The organism is Amycolatopsis sp. NPDC049691 (assembly GCF_040675005.1).
GTDB lineage: Bacteria > Actinomycetota > Actinomycetes > Mycobacteriales > Pseudonocardiaceae > Amycolatopsis.
On record NZ_JBFANX010000009.1, the window covers coordinates 182459 to 201821 of the forward strand.

A 19363-nucleotide genomic window follows, 5' to 3' on the forward strand; every position below is an offset into this window, starting at 1 on the left:
CCGCTCGTATGGTCGGGGGGTGGACGAATCGGAGGACCGGGAACCGGCGCTGGTGCAGGCCAAGGCACTGGTGAAGCGCTTCGGCGAGTTCGAGGCCGTGCGCGGGATCGACGTCGAGGTGCGGCGCGGGGAGGCGTTCGGCTTCCTCGGCCCGAACGGCGCCGGCAAGTCGTCGACGATGCGGATGATCGCGTGCGTGTCACCCCGCACCGACGGCGACCTCCGCGTGCTGGGGCTCGACCCGGAGGTCGCCGGGCCGCGGATCCGCGCGCGGCTGGGCGTCGTGCCGCAGCAGGACAACCTGGACGTCGAGCTGACCGTCCGGGAGAACCTGCTGATCTACGGCCGCTACTTCGGCCTGTCGCGGGCGGCGGCCCGGCGCAAGGCGGAGGAGCTGCTGGAGTTCGCGCAGCTGGGCGACCGGGCGGGCGACAAGGTCGACCCGCTGTCCGGCGGCATGAAACGGCGGCTGACGATCGCCCGCTCGCTGGTCAACGACCCGGAGCTGCTGCTGCTCGACGAGCCGACGACCGGGCTCGACCCGCAGGCCAGGCACCTGTTGTGGGATCGGTTGTTCCGGCTGAAGGCCCAGGGCACGACGCTGATCGTGACGACCCACTACATGGACGAGGCGGAGCAGCTGTGCGACCGGCTGGTCGTGATGGACCACGGCCGGATCGCCGCGGAGGGTTCGCCGGCGCAGCTGATCAGCCGCTACTCGACGCGCGAAGTCGTCGAGCTGCGGTTCGCGCCGGGGGAGCAGGTCGCGGCCGCCCAGCAGGTCGAAGGTCTGGCGGAGCGGGTGGAGGTGCTGCCGGACCGGGTCCTGCTGTACAGCGACAACGGCGAGGACACGTTGGAGCACGCGCATTCCCGCGGCGTGCGGCCGCTGTCGAGCCTGGTGCGGCGGAGTTCCCTCGAGGACGTGTTCCTGAGGCTGACCGGCCGGACGTTGGTGGACTGACTCGGGATGGAGACGAACCATGCTCGCGGAGGGCGCTCGCCGATGACCCTCGTCAGTGTGTCCTGTGGGGGCGCGGCCCCCACGCCCCGGCCGGGGGCCGGCCCCCGGACCCCCGGTTTGCCGCGGCTTCGCGGGTCGGAGCGGCGGTCATGACCACCGTCGAATCCACCGGCCGCGTGGTCGGCACCTGGCACGGCGCCTGGCTGCGCGTCGAGGGGTACTGGACCTGGTACCGCCGCCACTGGGTGTCCACTTTGTACTCCACCGGCCTCCAGCCCGTGCTCTTCCTCGCCGCCATGGGCCTCGGCTTCGGCTCGCAGGTCCGCCCCGGCGCGGTCACCGGCGGCCTTTCGTACCTGCAGTACATCGCGCCCGCCCTGCTCGCCGCCGGTGCCGCGCAGCAGGCCGTCGGCGACTCGAGCTACCCCGTGCTGTCCGGGTTCAAGTGGCAGAAGGACTACCTGGCCGTCACGGCCACCCCCGTGTCGCCGGGCCAGGTCCTCGGCGGCCACCTGATCTGGACGGCCCTGCGCCTGACGCTCGCCGGCGCGATCTACGCGTTCGTCGCGCTGTTCTTCGGCGCCTGGACCGGCCCCGGCGTGCTGCTGGTGATCCTCGTCGGCACGGTCACCGGGCTCGCCTGCGCCACGCCGATCACCGCGCTGGCGGCCCGGACCTACGACGAGGGCCAGCGGTTCGGGATCATCTTCCGGTTCGTCGTGATGCCGATGACGTTGTTCTCCGGCACGTTCTTCCCGATCTCCCAGCTGCCGGGCGCGATCCGCTGGCTGGCCTGGCTGTCCCCGCTCTGGCACGGCACCCAGCTCGCCCGCGGCGCGAGCCTCGGCGGGGTCGGTGGCTGGGCGATGCTCGGCCACCTCGCGGTGCTCGCGGCGTTGTTCGCGGCCGGGTGGGCGCTCGCGCACCGGGCCTTCTACCGGAGGCTGGTGGTCTGATGGTGAGCGTCCAAGCCCCGCCGGCGCGGGCCGGGCTGCTGCTGCGGATCCTGCCGCCCGGGCTGTACGCGGGCCGGGCCCGCATGCTCGTCGAGCGCTCGGTGCGGGTGAGCTGGAACAGCTGGCTGATGTTCCTCTCCGGCGCGGCCGAGCCGTTCCTCTACCTGCTCGCGTTCCAGCTCGGCTTCGGCAAGCTCGTCACCGAGGTGGCGGGCCCGGACGGCCGCCCGATGGGCTACGTCGCGTTCGTGGCGCCGGCGCTGCTGGCGACGTCGGCGATGAACGGCGCCGTTTTCGAGTCGACGTACAACCTGTTCTTCAAGCTGCGCTACGCGAAGCTGTACGACGCGATGCTGGCGACCCCGATCGGCCCGCTCGACATCGCGCTGGGCGAGATCGGCTGGGCGATGACCCGCGGCGGCATCTACGCGGTGGCGTTCCTCGCGATCGCGGCGGGGATGGGGCTGCTGGCGTCGTGGTGGGCGCTGCTGATGGTCCCGGCGGCCCTGCTGGTGGGCCTGGCCTTCTCGGCGATCGGCATGGCACTGGTGACGTTCCTCGAGTCGACGGCCCAGTTCGACTACATCGCGCTGGCCCTGATGCCGATGTTCCTGTTCGCGACGACGTTCTTCCCGCTGGCGGTCTACCCGGAGCCGCTGCAGTGGCTGGTCCGCTGCCTCCCGCTGTACCACGCGATCGAGCTGATGCGCGGCCTGGCGACCGGCATCCTGTCCGGCAGCATGCTGGTCAACCTGGCCTACCTGCTGGTACTGGGCGCGGTGGGCCTGTGGGCGTCGACGAGGAGGATCGCCAAGCTCCTGCTGACGTGAGCGGCCCGCCCGGCCCGCCGAGGTCGGTCGTGTGCCTGGCGGTCCGCCGCGGCGGCCAAGCGCCGCCCTCCCCGCGACCGAGCGCTTCGGAAGCCGAGCGTCCCCGCGGTCGAGCGCTCCGGAAGCCGATTGTCCCCGCGCCCGAGCGCTCCCGCGGCCGAGCGTCCCCGCGACCGGACACCCCCGAAACCGCCGTAGCTGCAGCCAGGCTCAGCGGGCCGGGTCGGGCTTGCCGCGCGGCACGGTGGCGGCGAGCGCGTCCACCATCCCGTGGCCGTAGAAGCCGTTGAACCCCTCGTACCCCGCGCAGTAGGCGTCCTGGGTGCCGTCGCCGGTGAGGTCGTAGTCGGCCGGGCACGGCATCGGCATCGCCTGGGCGTCCAGTGTCCGCCGCAGCTGCCGCGGCCCCGCGTCCGGCAAGGTGGACGCCAGCAACGCCAGCACCCCGGTGACGTGCGGCGCGGCCATCGACGTCCCGCACAGCGGCGCGTACCCGCCGGGCACCGTCGAAAGCACGCACTCGCCGGTCTCCCCGCCGGGGGCCGTGACGTCGATCACGCCCAGTCCGTACGAGCTGTAGCCCGCCTTCACCCGGTCCGAGCCGACGGCCGACACCGCGACGACGTCCCGCAGCCCGGCCGGCAGCGCTTCGCAGCCGGACCCGGGGCCGGCCGAGCCGGAGCGCGCCGACGGCGTCAGGTCGACGGCCTCGTTCGTCGCCGCCGCGACGTTCAGCGTCCCCGCCGACGTGCTGTACTCCACCGCCCGCGCCAGGACCTCGTGCACCACCCCGCGGTCGTCGCCCCGGATGCACGAGAGCGTCCACGGGTTCACGAAGAAGCTGCTGTTCGTCAGCCGCAGGTGCCGCGAGGCCGCCCACATCAGGCCGCACACCGCGGCCTCCGGGTCGGCGTAGCCGCGGTCGTCGATCACCTTCACCGACGCCACGCGGACCCCGGGCGCCACACCCGTCACCCCGCGCCCGTCGTCGGCCGCCGCGATGATCCCCGCCACGTGGGTGCCGTGCACCGACGTCGTCGGCGCCCAGGCCGACGGCGACCGGTCGGGCTCCCCGGTCAGGCAGCCGGCGGAGTCGTCGCGGTCGAGAGCGCCGGTCAGGTCCGGGTGGTTCGGGTCGATGCCCGAGTCGAGGACGCCGACGACGACGTCGCGGCTGCCGTCCGACGCGCCCGGCGCGCGGCCCGCGTTGATCATCCGCATGTCCCACTGCTGCCCGCTCAGGTCCGCGGTGGGCACGCGGGCCGGGTCCGTGACGGGCAGCGTGGCACGTGCGGGCTGCGGCCTGACCTCGGTGGCGCGCTGCGCGGCCAGCCGCTCGGCCTGGGCGCTGAACGCCCGGTCGAGCCCGATCCGGGCGCCGAACGACGGGTCGCCCGAGGTGGCGACCGCCACGGCGATCTGCGGGTAGTAGACGGTGGTGGCGCCGCACGCCGCCGTGACCTGCGCGCGGGCGGCGGACTCGGCCGTGCCGCGGTCGAAGGCGACGACGTAGCGCAGGGCCCGCCCGTGGCCGCAGGCGGGCGCGTCGGCCGCCGCCGGACCGGCGGTGACGCATCCCGAAAGCACCAGTACGGTGCACACGGCCGCTCGCAGCGGCCGCGCCAGCAGGGACACCGGACCTCCCACCGGATGCAGGAACCGCGGGTGCCGGCGCGCGAGATCCCGGGCACCCCGAGCCGCACGGTAGCCACCCCGTGCCCGGCGGACAAGCGCTACGGCCAAGTTCCCCCGGCCGGTGGGCTCGCGGCGCGCCCGGCGGCGTGGGCGGAGGTACCGAGTACACCGGAGCAGTCACCCGGTGTGGGATACTCGGGGTGGCCGCTGGGCCGCGGGGCGCACGTGAGAGGTGCTGCCTGCGGCGTTGTGGCCCGGTGATGTGCACGAATCAGCACGACGCGCGTCGCCGCCCGGATCGGGCGGCTGGACGACGTGGCGGGCGGCCCGGGGGCCGCGAGTGCCGCGCACAGCGCCGAGCAGACCTTTGACCGGGTTGCGCGCCGCCGGATGCGGCGGTGCGGCGCCCGGTCGTCGGGCAAGGATTCCCGTCGCTGGTGACCACCACGGCGGAACGAACAGAAAGGGGCCCCTGCGCGGCCGCGTCCCTGCCGGTGCGAACCGGCAGACGCGCCCGGGGGCGGAGGAGACACATGTCGAACGCGGAAACACCCGCCGAGCACACCGGCGGGAATCCCGCCACACCCGCGAGCGGCCCGCTGGCCGACCTGCCCGCCCGGATCCGGGTGCACGCGCTGGCGAAGCTGCTCGAGAAGCACAGCCGGGACGTGCTGGCCCAGCTCGCCGAGCTGGGGGAGAGCGTGCGCAGCGCGCAGTCGAGCGTGACCAGGGACGTGGCGCTCAAGGTGGCCGAGGCCTTCGCACCCGACGGGGGCGAGCAGCCCGCGGCCGAGACGGCCACGCCCGGTGAGGTCGCCGGACAGGGTGGCGCCGGGCAGCCCGCCGTCGAGGGCAGCGCCGGTCAGGACCAGGTCGCCGGACAGCCCGCCGCTGAGGGCGCTGGTCAGGGCCAGGTCGCCGGACAGCCCGCCGCTGAGGGCGGCGCCGGTCAGGGCCAGGCCTCTGGCCGGAGCGGCGCCGGTCAGCCGTTCGCGCAGGGCGCCGGTCAGGACCAGCCCGCCGGCCGCCGCGGCGCCGGTCAGCCGTTCGCGCAGCAGCAGACCGACCCCGAGCAGAGCCAGGCGCCCGCCGCCGAGGCCGAGAAGCCGCGCCCGCGGCAGAAGACCCGCGCGCACCTGCCGGTGTTCGCCGCGCCGTCGCCGGTCTTCCTGCCGCCGGAGCCCGCCGAGCCCGCGGCCAAGCCGGCCCGCAAGCCCGCCGACCCGTTCGCGGAGCCGGAGCCGCGCCCGGAGTCGCGCACCCGCCCCGAGCCCGAGGTCGCCGAGGAAGAGGCCGAAGAGACCACCCCGGCCACCGAGACCGACGAAGACGAGGACGCCGGCAGCCGCCGCCGTCGCCGCCGGGGTCGTCGTGGCCGTGGCCGCGGCAAGGGCGCCGAGGGCGGCGACGAGACCGCCGAGAACGAGGACCAGGCCGAAGAGCAGCCGCGTCGCAAGTCCCGCAACGGGGACGAAAAGCCCGAAGCGGACGCCGAAGAGGCCGAGGAAACCGCCGCGGACGCCGAGTCCGACTCCGACGGCGACGAGGCCGAGGGCGGCAGCAAGCGCCGTCGCCGCCGCCGTCGCCGCAAGGGCTCGGACGGTGACGAGGCCGAGAGCACCGACGACCCGCCCAACACCGTCACGCACGTCCGCCAGGCGAAGGCCGAGCAGGCCGAGCGCGAGCGCCCGGCGCGCGACGAGGTGCGCAGCGTCCGCGGGTCGACCCGCCTGGAGGCCAAGCGCCAGCGCCGCCGCGACGGCCGTGAGGCCGGCCGCCGCCGTGCCCCGATCCTGTCCGAGGCCGAGTTCCTCGCCCGCCGGGAGTCGGTCGAGCGCACGATGGTCGTCCTCGAGAAGGGCGACGCGACGCAGATCGCCGTCCTCGAGGACGGCGTGCTGGTCGAGCACTTCGTGACGCAGTCGGGCTCCGGCTCGATCGTCGGCAACGTCTACCTCGGCCGCGTCCAGAACGTGCTGCCGAGCATGGAGGCCGCGTTCATCGACATCGGCCGCGGCCGCAACGCCGTGCTCTACGCCGGCGAGGTCGACTGGGACGCCGCCGGCCTGGAGGGCAAGGCCCGCAAGATCGAGCAGGCGCTGTCCACCGGCGACTCCGTGCTGGTCCAGGTCACCAAGGACCCGGTCGGGCACAAGGGCGCCCGGCTGACCACGCAGATCTCGCTGCCCGGCCGGTTCCTCGTGTACGTCCCCGCGGGCGGCGCCACCGGCATCTCCCGCAAGCTGCCGGAGAACGAGCGCCGCCGCCTGAAGGACATCCTCAAGCGGATCGTCCCGGAGGACGCGGGCGTCATCATCCGCACCGCCTCCGAGGGCATCGGCGAGGAGGAGCTGGGCCGCGACGTCGACCGCCTGAAGGCGCAGTGGGACGTCATCAAGGAGAAGGCCGCCGCCGGTTCCGCCAAGAAGGGCGGCGCGCCGACCATGCTCTACGAAGAGCCGGACCTGCTGGTCAAGGTCGTGCGCGACCTCTTCACCGAGGACTTCGCCAAGCTGGAGATCCAGGGCGACCGCTCCTGGGAGACCATCAACGGCTACGTCAGCCACGTCGCGCCGGAGCTCACCGAGCGCCTCAAGCGCTACACGGGCACCGGCGACGCGTTCGCCGACCACCGGATCGACGAGCAGATCACCAAGGCCCTCGACCGCAAGGTCTGGCTGCCCAGCGGCGGTTACCTGGTCATCGACCGCACCGAGGCGATGACGGTGATCGACGTCAACACCGGCAAGTTCACCGGATCGGGTGGCAACCTCGAGGAGACGGTGACCCGCAACAACCTGGAGTCGGCGGAGGAGATCGTCCGCCAGCTCCGGCTGCGGGACATCGGCGGCATCATCGTGATCGACTTCATCGACATGGTGCTGGAGTCCAACCGCGAGCTGGTGCTGCGCCGCCTCACCGAATGCCTCGGCCGCGACCGCACGCGCCACCAGGTCGCCGAGGTCACCTCGCTCGGCCTGGTCCAGATGACCCGCAAGAAGATCGGCACCGGCCTGCTGGAGGCGTTCTCGACGCCGTGCGAGCACTGCAAGGGCCGGGGCGTGCTCGTCTCGACCGAGGTGCAGCGCACGGCCGGTGGCGGTGGGCACAACCACGGCGGGAACGGCAACGGCAACGGCGGCAACGGCGGCGGGGAGAAGACCTCCCGCCGGTCGCGGGGCCGCGGCAAGGGCGAGGAAGCCGCCAAGGAGCAGGCCGAGGCCGCCAAGGCCGAGGTGCACGCGGTTCCGCCGCCGGAGCGGCGCGAGTCGATCGCCTCCGCGGTGGCCGCGGTGGCCAACGCCTCGAAGGCGGCCAAGGAGCACGACCACGGCGCGCTGAACGGCGACGGGCCCGCCCCGGAGCCGGCCAGGGAGGTCGCGGGCACCCCGGCGACCACGGAGGCCGACGAGACGCCGGTGGCGGCCGAGCCGCCCGCCGAGCCCGCCCAGGAGGTCGCCGGCACCCCGGTGACCACCGAGGCGGACGAGGCCCCGGTGCCGCAGGACGAGGAGCCCGAGGTCGAGCGGACCCCGGCCCCGGAACCGGCGGAAGAGCCGGTCACGGCGGCTTCGGAGCCCGTGGAACCGGTCGCCGAGCCGGAGGTCAGCGTGCCCGAACCGGCCGCGCGCTCCACCCGGCGCCGTCCGCGCCGGGCCGCGTCGCGCCCGGCGGGACCGCCGGTGCACGCCTCCGACCAGAGCAAGTGAACGACTTGGGGACCCCGGTGGTAACGCACCGGGGCACCCCACGTAACCTGTAGTACGGCCTGCCACCAGAGCAGGTCGCCTGCGCGAGTCCTGGACCGCCGTTTCCACCAGGTGGGCCGGTCGCGCGGAGCCCCCACCCATTGTCGAGTAATGCAGGAGACTTCCGTGTCGGCGTACGCGATCGTCAAGACCGGCGGCAAGCAGTACAAGGTGGCCGTCGGCGACGTCGTCGAGGTCGAGAAGCTCGAGGGCGAGCCGGGCACCGAGCACATCCTCCCCGCCGTTTTGTACGTCGACGGTGGCGAGGTCACCACGGACGCCGACGCGCTGGCGAAGGTCTCGGTCACCGGCAAGGTCGTCGAGCAGACCAAGGGTCCGAAGATCCGGATCCACAAGTTCAAGAACAAGACGGGCTACCACAAGCGCCAGGGTCACCGGCAGAAGCTGACCCGCGTCGAGGTCACCGCCATCTCCCTGTAAGGGTTTCTCCGGATCTTCGGTTTTCAGAAAGAGGACTGAGCTATGGCTCACAAGAAGGGTGCGTCCAGCTCCCGCAACGGTCGTGACTCGAACGCGCAGCGCCTCGGCGTCAAGCGCTTCGGCGGCCAGCAGGTCAACGCCGGCGAGATCCTGATCCGCCAGCGCGGCACCAAGTTCCACCCCGGCGTCAACGTCGGCCGTGGCGGCGACGACACGCTGTTCGCGCTGGCCACCGGTGCCGTCCAGTTCGGCGAGAAGCGTGGCCGCAAGACGGTCAACATCGTGCCGTCGGAAGCCTGAGTCTTCGGCTTCGAGAGCTTTCAGCGAGGGGTGGGGCCGGAATATCCGGTGCCACCCCTCGCTTCTTTATGTGTCCGATCTTCCGCAGGTGAAAGAGGCAAGTCATGGCGTCCCGGTTCGTGGACCGTGCGGTGATCCACCTGACCGCAGGTGACGGTGGGAACGGCTGCGCCTCGGTGCACCGCGAGAAGTTCAAGCCCCTCGGCGGCCCCGACGGCGGCAACGGCGGCAACGGCGGCGACGTCCTGCTGGTCGTCGACCCCAACGTGCACACCCTGCTCGACTTCCACTTCCGGCCGCACGCCAAGGCGGGCAGCGGCAAGATGGGCCAGGGCGGCAACCGCGCCGGCGCGGCGGGGGAGACGCTGGTGATGAAGGTGCCGTCCGGCACCGTCGTGTTCACCGAGGACGGCGAGATGGTCGCCGACCTCATCGGCCCGGGCACCACATTCGTCGCCGCGCAGGGCGGCCGCGGCGGCCTCGGCAACGCCGCGCTCGCGTCGAAGGCCCGCAAGGCCCCCGGCTTCGCGCTGCTGGGCGAGCCGGGCGAGGCCCGCAACCTCGTGCTGGAGCTGCGTTCGGTCGCCGACGTCGGCCTGCTCGGCTTCCCGTCCGCCGGCAAGTCGTCGCTGATCTCGGTGCTGTCCGCGGCCAAGCCGAAGATCGCCGACTACCCGTTCACCACGCTGGTGCCGAACCTCGGCGTCATCACCGGCGGCGACACGGTGTTCACGATGGCCGACGTGCCCGGCCTGATCCCCGGCGCGTCCGAGGGTAAGGGCCTGGGCCTGGACTTCCTCCGCCACATCGAGCGCTGTGCGGTGCTGGTGCACGTCGTCGACTGCGCGACGCTGGAGCCGGGTCGCGACCCGCTGTCCGATGTGGACGCCCTCGAAGAGGAACTCTCGAAGTACACGCCCGGTCTCGGCGGCAAGCTCGAGGAGCGGCCCCGCGTGGTCGTGCTCAACAAGATCGACATCCCGGAGGCCGCCGAGCTCGCCGAGTTCGTCCGGCCGGAGTTCGAGGCCCGCGGCCTGCGCGTCTTCGAGGTCTCGACGGCGTCCCGCAAGGGGTTGCGCGAGCTGACGTTCGCGCTGGCCGCGATCGTCGAGGAGTACCGCGAGGCGCAGCCGGTGCTGGAGCCCGAGAAGATCGTGCTACGCCCGCTCGCCGTCGACGACTCCGGGTTCACCGTCGAGGTCGACCCCGAGGAGGAGGGCGCGTTCATCGTGCGCGGCGCCCGCCCGGAACGGTGGATCCGCCAGACCGACTTCGGCAACGACGAGGCCGTCGGCTACCTCGCCGACCGGCTCAACCGCCTCGGCGTCGAGGACGAGCTGGCGAAGCTCGGCGCGAAGCCGGGCAGCCCGGTCACGATCGGCGACGTCCAGTTCGAGTGGGAGCCGTCGACGCCTTCGGTGGCGGTCCACCTGTCCGGGCGCGGCACCGACGTCCGGCTGGAGCGCAGCGACCGCGTCGGCGCGGCCGAGCGCAAGGAGGCCCGCCGGATCCGCCGCGACGGCACCGGCGAGGACGACGACCTGGACCTCGACGCGTGAGCGGCACGCGCGAAGCGATCGCCGCGGCCCGGCGCCTGGTCGTCAAGGTCGGCTCGTCGGCCCTGACGACGGCGGGCAGCGGCCTCGACGCGGCCCGCCTGGACGCGCTGGTCGACGCGATCGCCGAGCGCGTGGCCCGCGACACGCAGATAGTGCTCGTGTCCTCGGGCGCGATCGGCGCCGGCCTCGCCCCGCTTTCGCTGGGCAAGCGCCCGCGCGACCTGGCGACCCAGCAGGCGGCGGCGAGCGTCGGCCAGCTGGCGCTGGCGCACGCGTACGCGGAGTCGTTCGGCCGGTATTCGCTGACGGTCGGCCAGGTGCTGCTCACCTCGGACGACGTCGTCCGCCGGTCGCACTACCGCAACGCGCAGCGCACGTTCTCGCGGCTGCTGGCGCTGGGCGCGGTCCCGGTGGTCAACGAGAACGACACGGTGGCAACGGAAGAGATCCGCTTCGGCGACAACGACCGCCTGGCGGCATTGGTCGCGCACCTGATCGGCGCGGACGCGCTGGTCCTGTTGTCCGATGTGGACGGTCTGTACGACGGCGACCCCCGCAACGGCGCGACGCGCAAGCTGACGGAGGTCCTCTCGGAGTCCGATGTGGACGGCATTTCGGTGGGCATGTCCAGCTCGGGCCTCGGCACGGGCGGAATGGTCTCGAAGCTCGCGGCCGCCCGCACGGCGGCGGGAGCGGGCATCCCGGTCCTCCTGGCGGCGGCTTCGGAGGCATCGGCGGCGTTGACTTCGGCGTCCCCGGGCACGGCGTTCGCCCCGGCGGACACGCGCTTGTCGGCCCGCAGGTTCTGGCTGGGCTACGCGGCGGACACAACGGGAACGCTCCGCCTGGACGACGGCGCGGTGACGGCGGTGGTCCGCCGCCGCAGGTCATTGCTGGCGGCGGGAATCACCGGCGTGTCGGGCGAATTCCAGGCCGGCGACGTGGTGGATCTGGTGGACGCGAAGGACCGCCGGGTGGCCCGCGGAGTGGTGGCGTTCGACGCGACGGAGCTCCCGGACCTGATCGGCCGGTCATCCCACGAGCTCCCAGAGGAGCAACGCCGAGAGGTAGTCCACGCCGACGACCTGGTCCCACTGCGCCGCTAGAAGCCGCCACGGACTGGCTCCCCACCGCCCAACGAGCCTGCTGCCCCTCGCTCGGCTGATGCCGTGCCGTCGCGGGCTCGCCGCAGGTTGAACGGCCGACCGCGCGGCGCCTGCGGGCCGCCGAAGGGCGGCCGCCCGGCGCTAGCGCCTCCGCGTAGCCGACCGAGCGGCCTGGCGGTCCCGCATGGCCGGCCGCGCGGCGTCGGCGAGCTGCGCGAGCACATCATGGCCGTCGGCAAGCGAGTCCCGCGCGGCCGATCGCGCGGCGCGGGCCCCTCCGCACACGCGACCCGCCGCCCCTCCCCCCGGCGGCCCTCGCCCTACCCGGCGCCTTCACAGGGAAGCGCCGCCCGCGCTCATCCCAGCGAGACCAACCGGGCACCGCCGTCGGCTTCCAACACCGTTCCGGTCAGGTTCCGGTTCGTCGCCGCCAGCGTCACCACCTCCGCCACGTCGTCCGCCGTCGCCACGCGCCGGGCCGGGATCGAAGCCGCCGTCTGTGCGAAGAACCCCTCCCGCACCTCCGCCGGGAACCCGCTCCACCACGCCGTGTCCACCACTCCCGGCGAAACCGCGTTCACCCGCCGCGGCGCCAGCTCCACCGCCAGCGGCTTGACCAGCGCTTCGATCGCCGCGTTCAGGGCGCCGATCCCGGCCGTGCCCGCCATCGCCGCGCGGGCCGTGATCGCGCTCAGCAGCGTGATCGACCCGTCCGCAGCCAGGTGCGGCAGCACCGCCTGGACCGTGGTCAGGTGCGCCCAGAACTTCGCGTCGAACGCCCGCCGCAGCACCGCCAGGTCCAGTGCCTCGATCGGCCCCATGCCCTCGACGCCGGACAGGCTCACCACCAGCACGTCGACCGTCCCCAGCGACGATGCCAGCGCGCCCATCGCCGTCGCGTCGCCGCCGTCCGCCTGGTGCCCGGTCAGCGACGGGTCGCTCGCGGCCACGTCGTCCAAGCGCTCCTTCCCCCGTCCGGTGACGTGGACGGTGTACCCCCGTTCGTGTAGCCGCCGCGCGGTCGCCAGGCCGATGCCCGAAGTGCCGCCGGCGACGAGTGCGATGCTCATGCTTGTTCCCCATTTCGAACCGGTACGTCTCGTTTCGAAATCGACGCTACCATCGGATCCCATGACCGACCAGTCCCGTCCCGGCCGCAAGCGCAGTGAGCAGAGCCGGCTGGCGATCCTCGCCGCCACGCTCGACCTGGTCGCGGAGGCGGGCTACGGCGCGCTGACCGTCGAAGGCATCGCCGCGCGCTCCGGCGTCGGCAAGCAGACGATCTACCGCTGGTGGCCGTCGAAGGCCGACGTCCTCCTCGACGCGCTCGCGACGAAGGCCGACCTGCAGATCCCGATTCCCGACGAGGGGTCCTTCCGCGCCGACCTCGGGCACTTCCTGGACAGCACGTTCGAACTGGGGGAGAAGAACCAGGTCGCGGACACGCTCCGGGCGCTGATGGCGCAGGCGCAGCTCGACCCGGAGTTCGGCAAGCGCTTCCGCGAGGACTTCCTGTACCGCCGCCGCGAAGCGCTGGGGACGATCGTCGACCGCGCCCGCGAGCGCGGCGAACTGCCCGCGGGCGTCGCGCCCGGCACGGTCGTCGACGTCGTGTTCGGCACGCTCTGGTACCGGCTCCTCGCGACGCGGGAGCCGATCGGCCGCAGCCTGGCCGGGGAACTGGTGACGCTGCTAGCGGATCACGGCGCCTCGACCGCCGAAATCCGGTAGCGCGCCACGGACGCGTCGAGGATCTGCGCCGACTGCTCGTCCGACGGCCCGGACCCGCGGAAGCGCTCGAGGTCCGCATCGGACTCCCAGCGCTCGTACACGGTGATCCGGCCGGGGTCGAGCAGGTCGGCGCCCAGCGCGTACTCGAGGCAGCCGGGCGCTTCCCGCGCGAGCCGGACGGCTTCGGCGCACCCCTCGAGGTAGGCGTCACGCTCTTCGGGAGCGACGGCGAGCCAGCCGGCGACGATGATCACGACGCGATCCGATCCGCTTTGATCGTGAGCAGCAGCCGCGTCTGGTCGCGGCCACCCCACCACGGGTACGGGCCGCCGAGGTAGCGCTGCGCCAGCTTCTCGATGTGCTCGACGGCACCGTCTTCGGTCATGTCCAGGACCCGTCCGCGGATCGCGTAGTAGCGCGACGGCCGGTCGCGGTCGGCGACGTTGAGCGCCACCCGCGGGTCGCGCGCGATGTTGCGCTGCTTCTGGTGTCCCAGCACGGTGTTGACGAGGATGTGCGTGCCGTCGGTGTCCGCCCAGGTCTGGGTGAGCTGCGGCGAGCCGTCGGGCATCAGCGTCGACAGGAAGCAGAGACTGGGTGCGCGAAGGAGAGCGAGCAGATCGCCGGGCAGTTCCACAGTGGTCTCCCGCTAAAGCTGGTCGGGCGCTTCGATGCCGAGCAGGGAAAGCCCGAGCGCGAGCGTGTGCGACGTCAGCGTAGTCAACCTCAGCCGCGACGCGCGCAGCGACGGCGAAGAGGCTTTCAGGACCGGGCATTCCTCGAAGAACCGGGAAAAGGCGACTGCCGTCTCGTACAGGTACGTACAGAGCTTGTGCGGTGCGTACGCGGTCGTCGCGGCCTTCAGCGCTTCGCCGAACCTGAGCAGCTTCAGCGCCAACGCACGTTCCGCCGGCGCTTCCAGCAGGATCTCCGCGCCCTCGGGAACTCCACCCGCCTTGCGGAGGATCGACTGCGTCCGCGCGTGCGCGTACTGCAGGTACACCGAGGTGTTGCCCTCCTTGGCGAGCATCCGGTCCCAGGCGAAGACGTAGTCGCGCTCGCGATCGCCGGACAGGTCGGCGTACTTGACCGCGCCGATGCCGACCGCCCGCGCGACTTCGGCCTGTCCGGCCGCGTCGAGCTCGCTGCGTTCGGCGACGACCGCGGCGGCTTGCGAGACGGCTTCGGTGAGCAGGTCGGCCAGCTTGACCGTGTCGCCGGACCGGGTCCGCATGGTCTTGCCGTCGGCGCCCAGCACGGTGCCGAAGCCGATGTGCTCGGCGTGGCCGGTCAGCCAGCCGGCGGCGCGGCAGACGGCGAACACCATCGCGAAGTGCTGCGCCTGCGGGGCCCCGACGACGTAGAGCAGGTCGGTCGCGCCGCGTTCGGCCGTCCAGTACCGGGCGGTGGCCAGGTCGGTCGCCGCGTACCCGTAGCCGCCGTCGCGTTTGCGGACGATCAGCGGCAGCCGGTCACCCTCGCGGTTGCGGAAGCCTTCGGGAAACACGCAGACCGCGCCGTCGCTCACCTCGGTCAGCCCGGCCTTTTCGAGGTCGTCGACCACCGCGGCGAGGTAAGGGTTGTAGAAGCTCTCGCCGTAGATGTCCTTGTCCGTCAGCGAAATCCCGAGCAGCGCGTAGACCTCGTTGAAGTGCCGCGTCGACTCGGCGATCAGTTCCCGCCAGACGCCGAGGGTCTCTTCGTCGCCGCTTTGCAGCAGGACCACCCGCTCACGCGCACGGGTCGCGAACGCGTCGTCGGTGTCGAACTTCCGGCGCGCTTCGCGGTAGAAGGCATCGAGGTCGCCGATCGCGCTGCGGCCGGCCGAGACGTCGAGCAGGTGCTCGATGAGCATGCCGAACGGCGTCCCCCAGTCGCCGAGGTGGTTGTGCGGCAGCACTTCGTGCCCGGCGAACCGGAGCAGGCGGACGAGCGCGTCGCCGATCACCGACGTCCGCAGGTGCCCGACGTGCATCTCCTTGGCGACGTTCGGGCTGCTGTAGTCCAGCGCGATCCGCCGCGGCGCCGGGGTTTCCGGCACCCCGAGACGCGGGTCGCCGAGCAGCGCGGCGGTCCGGTTTTCGAGCCATTCCCTGCGCAGCACGAAGTTGAGGAAGCCGGGGCCGGCGACCTCGGGCGGCTCGGCGACGTCGTCGAGGTCCAGCGCCCCGGCGATCAGCCCGGCGACCTCGCGCGGCGGACGGCCGAGCCGTTTGCCCAGGCTCATCGCGAGGTTCGCCTGGTAGTCGATGCCCTCCCGCGGCGACGCCTGGACCAGCGCCTGCTCCGGCGTCAGTGCGACGTCCAGCGCCTTGCCGGCGGCGGCCACCACGCGGCGCGCCAGCTCCTCGGTAACGTCGGCGGTCTGCGGCACGGTGTCCCTCCTTCGGCTCGGGTTCGCAAAGCCGCAGCGTAGCGAGCGTGACCGTCCGGTGACGAAGGGTTTACCGCAGCTCGCTGCCCTTCGTTTCGGGCAGCGTGAGGATGACGGCGAACGCGATCGCCGCGCCCACGGCGACGTACCAGAAGTAGAGCGTCTGCGAGATCGTGCCGAAGAGCGTGATGAGCAGCGGCGCGGTGCCGCCGAAGACCGCGACGGTCAGGTTGTACCAGGCGCCGATCCCCAGCCCGCGCAGTTCGGTGGGGAACAGCTCGCTCATGATGGCCGGCGCGATCGACGTCATCGCCGTGTACAGCCCGAGCCCGACGCAGAACACCACGAGCAGGCCGCCGATGCCCGGACCGATCAAAGTGGACAGCGGCACGACGACCACCGCGGTCGCCCCGGACCAGACCAGCAGCTGCGGCTTCCGCCCGGCCCGGTCCGCGAGGGCGCCCATCGGGTACTGCAGCGCGATGAACAACGCCGTGCCGACCGACAACGCGAGGAAGACCGCGTCGGCGTCGGCGTGCCGGTTCTTCACCGCGAACGACGTCAACGCGCTGAAGAACGTGTAGTAGCAAAGCGTCGAGAGCATCGTGAAGCCGACGAGCCTGCCGACCGCCTTCGGATGGTGCGTCAGCGTCGTCAGCAGCGGCCGCTCGAGCTTGCGCGCCTTGGTCTTCGTCTGCTCGAACAGCTCGGTCTCGGCGAGGCTCCGGCGCAGCCAGAGCCCGACCAGGCCGAAGACGCCGCCCAGCAGGAAGGGCAGCCGCCAGCCCCAGGACGCGAGCTGCGCCTTGTCCAGCGCCCGGGCCAGGACGAACCCGAGCACGGTCGCGACCAGCACGGCCGACCCGGTCGAGATGTAGAAGAACGCCGAGTACCGGCCGCGACGCTCCCGCGGCGCGATCTCGCCCAGGTAGGCCGACGCGTTCGACACCTCTCCACCGAGCGACAGCCCCTGCGCGACGCGGGCGAGCAGCAGCAGGATCGGCGCGAGCCAGCCGACCTGCGAGAACGTCGGCAGCAGTCCGATCGCCACCGACCCGCCCGCCATGAGCAGGATGGTGAGGATCATGGCCGGCTTCCGGCCGCGCGTGTCCGCGAAGCGCCCGAGCAGGACCCCGCCCAGCGGACGGAAGAAGAACGCGAGCGCGTAGGTGGCGAACGTGTTGATCAGGGCCAGGGTGTCGTTCCCGGCGGGGAAGAACGCGCCGGCGAAGTAGATGCTGAACGTCGCGTAGATCGTCCAGTCGAACCACTCCAGCGCATTGCCCGCGCTCGCCGCGAACAGCTTGCGCACCGGCAACCGGTGCCGCTGGGTTGCCTGAACGGTCGACTCGGTCATGGCGGCCTCCACGTCACCCGAAGGTGGAACGGGACTTTGCCACATCCGTTCGCAGTGTGAAAGGTTCTGACCGCCCTCCCTTCTCCTAAGCCGTGCTCGCCAGCGCGAACGGCAGGACCGCGGGTGCCCCGGCCCGCCGCAGCAGGCGTGCGGCCAGCGTCATCGTCCAGCCCGTGTCGATGACGTCGTCGACCAGCAGCACCGGCCCGGCCGGCAGGATCCCCGCGAGATCGGCCGGCATGCTCAGGCGCCGCCACAGGTCCGCCAGCCGTTGCGCGCTGTTCGCCTGCCGCGGCGGCGGGCCGTCCGCGTCGAGCGCGCCGAGGAAGTCCAGCCTGCCGATCTCGGCCAGCCGCGTCGCCAGGCTGTACACCAGCTGCGGCCGCGTCGACGACGGCACCGCCACCACCGCCACCGGCCGCTGCGCCCACTGCCACCCGGCGAGCACCTGCACGCAGGCCTTGAACACCGAGTCCGGCACCTCGGCGTCCTTCGCCTGGGGGCCCACCAGTTCCCGCAGCCGGTTGCCCCAGCCGACGTCGGTGAGCCGGCCGAGCACCTGGCCCGGCTCGGCCTGGTCGTCGGCGGAGATCCGGCCGGAGACCGGAACGTCCAAAGAGGACATCCCGGTGGGCCACTGCTTCCGGGGCGCGACCTCGACACCCGGCCGCTGCAGGCGTTCGCGGGTGGCTTCGGCGACGTCGTCGGACACCGTCGTGTCCCAGTGCTGCCCGGTGCAGTTGTCGCACCGCCCGCACGGCGCCGCCTCGGGGTCGTCGAGCTGGCGCCGCAGGTATTCCATCCGGCAGCCGTCCGTGGCCAGGTAGCCGAGCATCGCCTCCTGTTCGCGGTCACGGGCTTCCGCGACCCGCCGGTACCGCCCGCGGTCGTACTCCCACTCCTCGCCCGTGCTCGTCCAGCCGCCCTTGACGCGCCGCACCGCGCCGTCGACGTCCAGCACCTTGAGCACCATTTCCAGCCGGGACCGCGAAAGCTCGACCGACGGCTCGAGCGCCGCGGTCGACAGTGGACGGTCGGCGTAGGCGAGCGTGTTCAGCACCTGCGTCACCCGCAGCTCGTCCGGGAAGGCGAGCGACCCGAAGTGGGCCCAGATCGCCCGGTCCTCCTCGCCGGGCAGCAGCACGACCTCGGCGCGCTCCACGCCACGCCCCGCGCGGCCGACCTGCTGGTAGTACGCGATCGGCGACGACGGCGCCCCGAGGTGCACGACGAACCCCAGGTCCGGCTTGTCGAACCCCATGCCCAGCGCCGACGTCGCCACCAGGGCCTTCACACGGTTGCCGAGCAGATCGTCCTCGGCCGCCTGCCGGTCGGCCGGGTCGGTCTTGCCGGTGTAGGCCGCCACCGGGTAGCCGCGGTCCTTCAGCAGCGACGCGACGTCGTGCGCCGCCGCCACGGTCAGGCAGTAGATGATCCCGGAGCCCGGCAGCTCGGCCAGGTGGTCGGCGAGCCACGCCAGCCGCGCCTGCGACGTCGGCAGCCGGCACACCGACAACCGCAGGCTCTCCCGGTCGAGGCTGCCGCGCAGCACCAGCGTGTCGGCCCCGGTGCCGAGGCCCAGCTGCTCGGCGACGTCGGTGACGACGCGGTCGTTCGCCGTCGCCGTGGTCGCCAGCACCGGCACGCCGTCGGGCAGGTCGCCCAGCAGTGTCCGCAGGCGCCGGTAGTCCGGCCGGAAGTCGTGCCCCCAGTCGGAGATGCAGTGCGCTTCGTCGACCACCAGCAGCCCGGTGCTCGCGGTCAGCTTCGGCAGCACGTTGTCGCGGAAGTCCGGGTTGTTCAGCCGTTCGGGGCTGACCAGCAGCACGTCCACCTCGCCGGCCGCGACCGCCGCCTGGACCTGGTCCCACTCCTGCGGGTTCGCCGAGTTCATGGTGGCCGCGTGGATCCCGGCCCGCGCCGCCGCCGAGATCTGGTTGCGCATCAGGGCGAGCAGGGGCGAGACGATCACCGTCGGCCCGCTGCCCTGCTCGCGCAGCAACGCCGTGGCCAGGAAGTACACCGCCGACTTGCCCCAGCCGGTGCGCTGCACGACCAGCGCGCGGCGCCGCTGCGCGACCAGGGCCTCGATGGCCGTCCACTGGTCTTCGCGCAGCTTCGCCGAGTCGCCGGCCAGTGCCCGGAGGAGGGTTTCGGCGCGGTCGCGGAGGGCTGGGGTGGTGCTGGTCGTGTCCACGTCCCCGGTCTACCCCATGGCACCGACGAACCGGGAATCGGCGGCGTCGCGAACGGACCGTTCGCGACGAATACGGGCCGTTATGTGACCTGAATCACAACTCTTGCCCGGTGGGGCGAGGTGTCCCACAGCACCCGGTCCGACGGCTCTCGGCTGTATAGGCT

Annotated in this window: 16 protein-coding genes; 9 read left to right on the plus strand and 7 right to left on the minus strand. The window is 72.6% G+C overall.

The genetic code is table 11. The features are described from left to right. Nucleotides 1-19 precede the first annotated feature (19 nt). The 3 genes from AB0J40_RS22110 to AB0J40_RS22120 all read left to right on the plus strand — a co-directional run bounded on the left by AB0J40_RS22110 (nt 20) and on the right by AB0J40_RS22120 (nt 2750). On the plus strand, nt 20-964 hold the full coding sequence (locus AB0J40_RS22110) for an ABC transporter ATP-binding protein (protein ID WP_364455948.1): 945 nt from the start codon (nt 20-22) through the stop codon (nt 962-964). A 149-nt stretch (nt 965-1113) separates the two neighbouring features. Continuing rightward, complete coding sequence (locus tag AB0J40_RS22115) at nt 1114-1920, plus strand: ABC transporter permease (protein WP_364455950.1); 807 nt, start codon at nt 1114-1116, stop codon at nt 1918-1920. After that, nucleotides 1920-2750, plus strand: coding sequence for an ABC transporter permease (locus AB0J40_RS22120; protein ID WP_364455952.1), 831 nt, complete (start codon nt 1920-1922; stop codon nt 2748-2750). The genes AB0J40_RS22115 and AB0J40_RS22120 overlap by 1 nt, the downstream gene beginning before the upstream one ends. A 210-nt stretch (nt 2751-2960) precedes the next feature. Here AB0J40_RS22120 and AB0J40_RS22125 read toward each other — a convergent pair whose 3' ends face one another. Next, nucleotides 2961-4385 (minus strand): S8 family serine peptidase, encoded by a 1425-nt coding sequence (locus AB0J40_RS22125; RefSeq protein WP_364455954.1) that lies wholly within the window; start codon nt 4383-4385, stop codon nt 2961-2963. 533 nt (nt 4386-4918) lie between these two features. Here AB0J40_RS22125 and AB0J40_RS22130 point away from each other — a divergent pair. The 5 genes from AB0J40_RS22130 to proB all read left to right on the plus strand — a co-directional run bounded on the left by AB0J40_RS22130 (nt 4919) and on the right by proB (nt 11540). Further along, complete coding sequence (locus tag AB0J40_RS22130; protein ID WP_364455956.1) at nt 4919-8095, plus strand: translation initiation factor IF-2 N-terminal domain-containing protein; 3177 nt, start codon at nt 4919-4921, stop codon at nt 8093-8095. Between the two features lie 165 nt (nt 8096-8260). Further along, on the plus strand, nt 8261-8575 hold the full coding sequence (rplU, locus tag AB0J40_RS22135) for a 50S ribosomal protein L21 (protein ID WP_086678418.1): 315 nt from the start codon (nt 8261-8263) through the stop codon (nt 8573-8575). A 42-nt stretch (nt 8576-8617) separates the two neighbouring features. Then, nucleotides 8618-8875: a 50S ribosomal protein L27 gene (rpmA, locus tag AB0J40_RS22140; RefSeq protein WP_285480691.1), complete on the plus strand. Its 258-nt coding sequence runs from the start codon at nt 8618-8620 to the stop codon at nt 8873-8875. A gap of 104 nt (nt 8876-8979) precedes the next feature. Continuing rightward, nucleotides 8980-10434, plus strand: a complete 1455-nt coding sequence (obgE, locus tag AB0J40_RS22145; protein WP_364455958.1) for a GTPase ObgE — start codon at nt 8980-8982, stop codon at nt 10432-10434. Then, nucleotides 10431-11540 (plus strand): glutamate 5-kinase, encoded by a 1110-nt coding sequence (gene proB / locus AB0J40_RS22150; RefSeq protein ID WP_364455960.1) that lies wholly within the window; start codon nt 10431-10433, stop codon nt 11538-11540. The genes obgE and proB overlap by 4 nt, the downstream gene beginning before the upstream one ends. A 356-nt stretch (nt 11541-11896) precedes the next feature. On the opposite strand, the gene AB0J40_RS22155 is transcribed toward proB, so the two are convergent. Then, the gene (locus tag AB0J40_RS22155) at nt 11897-12610 is read right to left on the minus strand and encodes an SDR family oxidoreductase (RefSeq protein ID WP_364455962.1); all 714 of its coding nucleotides are present in this window, start codon (nt 12608-12610) and stop codon (nt 11897-11899) included. A gap of 61 nt (nt 12611-12671) precedes the next feature. Between AB0J40_RS22155 and AB0J40_RS22160 the strand changes: the two genes are divergently transcribed. Continuing rightward, nucleotides 12672-13271 carry a TetR/AcrR family transcriptional regulator gene (locus AB0J40_RS22160; protein WP_364455964.1) on the plus strand — a complete coding sequence of 200 codons (600 nt, stop codon included), beginning with the start codon at nt 12672-12674 and terminating at the stop codon, nt 13269-13271. On the opposite strand, the gene AB0J40_RS22165 is transcribed toward AB0J40_RS22160, so the two are convergent. The 5 genes from AB0J40_RS22165 to AB0J40_RS22185 form a co-directional block, all read right to left on the minus strand. Then, nucleotides 13241-13525: an antibiotic biosynthesis monooxygenase family protein gene (locus tag AB0J40_RS22165; protein WP_364455966.1), complete on the minus strand. Its 285-nt coding sequence runs from the start codon at nt 13523-13525 to the stop codon at nt 13241-13243. The two genes, AB0J40_RS22160 and AB0J40_RS22165, sit on opposite strands and share 31 nt — an antisense overlap. Continuing rightward, nucleotides 13522-13908, minus strand: a complete 387-nt coding sequence (locus tag AB0J40_RS22170; RefSeq protein ID WP_364455968.1) for a PPOX class F420-dependent oxidoreductase — start codon at nt 13906-13908, stop codon at nt 13522-13524. The genes AB0J40_RS22165 and AB0J40_RS22170 overlap by 4 nt, the downstream gene beginning before the upstream one ends. 12 nt (nt 13909-13920) lie before the next feature. Continuing rightward, complete coding sequence (gene argS / locus AB0J40_RS22175) at nt 13921-15645, minus strand: arginine--tRNA ligase (RefSeq protein WP_364455970.1); 1725 nt, start codon at nt 15643-15645, stop codon at nt 13921-13923. A gap of 70 nt (nt 15646-15715) precedes the next feature. Then, nucleotides 15716-17002, minus strand: a complete 1287-nt coding sequence (locus AB0J40_RS22180; RefSeq protein WP_364455972.1) for an MFS transporter — start codon at nt 17000-17002, stop codon at nt 15716-15718. A gap of 85 nt (nt 17003-17087) precedes the next feature. Further along, nucleotides 17088-19199, minus strand: a complete 2112-nt coding sequence (locus AB0J40_RS22185; RefSeq protein ID WP_364455974.1) for a RecQ family ATP-dependent DNA helicase — start codon at nt 19197-19199, stop codon at nt 17088-17090. Nucleotides 19200-19363: the final 164 nt, after the last annotated feature.

Bases quoted from the DNA above. Each gene is read 5' to 3' on its own strand.
- AB0J40_RS22115 (WP_364455950.1), top strand. From the start codon at position 1,114: ATGACCACCGTCGAATCCACCGGCCGCGTGGTCGGCACCTGGCACGGC.
- AB0J40_RS22120 (WP_364455952.1), top strand. From the start codon at position 1,920: ATGGTGAGCGTCCAAGCCCCGCCGGCGCGGGCCGGGCTGCTGCTGCGG.
- AB0J40_RS22130 (WP_364455956.1), top strand. From the start codon at position 4,919: ATGTCGAACGCGGAAACACCCGCCGAGCACACCGGCGGGAATCCCGCC.
- rpmA (WP_285480691.1), top strand. From the start codon at position 8,618: ATGGCTCACAAGAAGGGTGCGTCCAGCTCCCGCAACGGTCGTGACTCG.
- obgE (WP_364455958.1), top strand. From the start codon at position 8,980: ATGGCGTCCCGGTTCGTGGACCGTGCGGTGATCCACCTGACCGCAGGT.
- AB0J40_RS22155 (WP_364455962.1), bottom strand. From the start codon at position 12,610: ATGAGCATCGCACTCGTCGCCGGCGGCACTTCGGGCATCGGCCTGGCG.
- AB0J40_RS22160 (WP_364455964.1), top strand. From the start codon at position 12,672: ATGACCGACCAGTCCCGTCCCGGCCGCAAGCGCAGTGAGCAGAGCCGG.
- AB0J40_RS22180 (WP_364455972.1), bottom strand. From the start codon at position 17,002: ATGACCGAGTCGACCGTTCAGGCAACCCAGCGGCACCGGTTGCCGGTG.